At 66.3% G+C, this 1645-nt stretch carries 3 protein-coding genes; 1 reads left to right on the forward strand and 2 read right to left on the reverse strand.

The features are described from left to right. A partial coding sequence (locus MUO23_13130) for a hypothetical protein (GenBank protein ID MCJ7513893.1) occupies window positions 1-204 on the reverse strand: 204 nt, incomplete at its 3' end. Window positions 205-437: 233 nt separating this feature from the next. Here MUO23_13130 and MUO23_13135 point away from each other — a divergent pair. Continuing rightward, complete coding sequence (locus tag MUO23_13135; GenBank protein MCJ7513894.1) at window positions 438-716, forward strand: hypothetical protein; 279 nt, start codon at window positions 438-440, stop codon at window positions 714-716. A gap of 99 nt (window positions 717-815) precedes the next feature. On the opposite strand, the gene MUO23_13140 is transcribed toward MUO23_13135, so the two are convergent. Next, on the reverse strand, window positions 816-1442 hold the full coding sequence (locus MUO23_13140; GenBank protein ID MCJ7513895.1) for a hypothetical protein: 627 nt from the start codon (window positions 1440-1442) through the stop codon (window positions 816-818). Between the last annotated feature and the right edge of the window lie 203 nt (window positions 1443-1645).

A 1645-nucleotide genomic window follows, 5' to 3' on the forward strand; every position in this document is an offset into this window, starting at 1 on the left:
CACCGATGCCTCTCCGGCCTGCACCCGCTGGATCTTGATGGCGTGCGTGTCGAGGAAGAGCGGACCGCCGCCGGGGCGATCGAGCGCATACCGGGCGTGCCCGTGGGTCGTTCGGTTGTCGAAATCAAAATGGAAGTCGAACTCGATATCTCGGATGGCGGGTTGGGCTGGGTCGCGGTAGGAATGCGGATCCTGGGCGATCATGCGTGGCCTCCTGTGCCTTCGTGCCGAGCAGGTGCACAGACGATTCTCGGCCGGACGATACGGAAAGCAAGTGATGGGCCGCCAATGCCCTCCAGGTCCCATGCCGAGACCTGGCGCAGAGGGCAGGCATAGGAAGCGACACCATTCGTCGGTTACGCCGTGCTGGCTATCGCGGCGAGGATGGCTCGACTGCGCCATCCATGGCCGGCCGCCTTGCGCGCGGGAGATGATCCATGACTCCAACCCACATCCAGCACCTCGCCGTTGTGACCCTCGACGAGGCAGGGACCATCCTGAAAGACGCGGATCTAGTCGTCATCGACGGTCGGATCGCACACCTAGGCAAGGCCCCGAAGGATCTGGTCGCCGACGAGGTGATCGACGGAAGCGGGCTGATGCACAACCAGGAGCTGCAGACGCTGGACGAGGTGCGCATCCTGCATGAGGCCGAGCAGCGTGCGCAGGCAATGGTGCGGCGCGGCATGCAGGCGGCGCGGGCCTACAAGACTTGAGTGCGACGGGCGGCTCAGTCGGTCGCGTTCGAATCGAACGGGCCGTTCCCCCATGGAACGGCCCTTCAACCTGTCGGTGAGATACGTCGCCGAGAGCGATCAGCGCCTTGCGGTGAGGGCGCCAATCGCCTGCATGAGTGTACCCGCGATCAGGGCGCCCGACTCGGCGCGGTGCGGTGCGGGTTGCTTCTGCTCGCCGGCGGTCAGGGACTGGAGCAGACTGGCGACAAGCTGCTGCCCCTGCGGGGAGGCGAGGAACGCTACGCCGGCGGAGACCAGATCGTCGGACGTGCCGCTCTTGCCGCGGCCGGGGGAAGAGCCCCCGCCCAGCGCTCCCATCACCCCGGCCAACACATTGTCCAGCCCGGCATCGCTGCCGGCCGGCTTGCCGCCGCCCAGCAGAACCTGCGCCAGGCGCACAGCATCAGCGGCGTCCAGCTTGCCCTGCTTGGATTCCCGGGCGGCCTCCGCCAGGCCCTGGGCGTAGAACTGGGCCGAGCCGCTGGGCTGTTGCGTCAGCTTCTGGCTGGCATGGGCGAGTTGCTTCCCCTGAGGAGCATTCTGCTTCTCGGCCAGCGCCATGGTGATCGTCTGGAACGCCTGAACGATGTTGTCACCATGGTTGCTGTTGTACGCGTCGGCGCGGCTTAAGTTGTCACGATCCTGGGCCAGCGCGCTCGCCACAATCTGGAAGACCTGCGAGAGGTCGAGCTGCTGTCCGGTCATGGGTGCTCACTCCTTTGGCGCTCTTGTCAGGCAACGGGACCGGCCGAAAGTGGCCCACCCCGTTGCTCGCATCCGGATAATACCAGTTGGCTCGGACGCTGTGACCTGCTCCGTTCCGCGCGGTCCCGAAGCCGACGCTCTTCACGCACCTGCTCGGCGAGCCAGCTTGTCCAACGCGCACCGTGTGCGGCAATCGGATGCGG

It is taken from the genome of Anaerolineales bacterium, assembly GCA_022866145.1.
Classification (GTDB): domain Bacteria; phylum Chloroflexota; class Anaerolineae; order Anaerolineales; family E44-bin32; genus PFL42.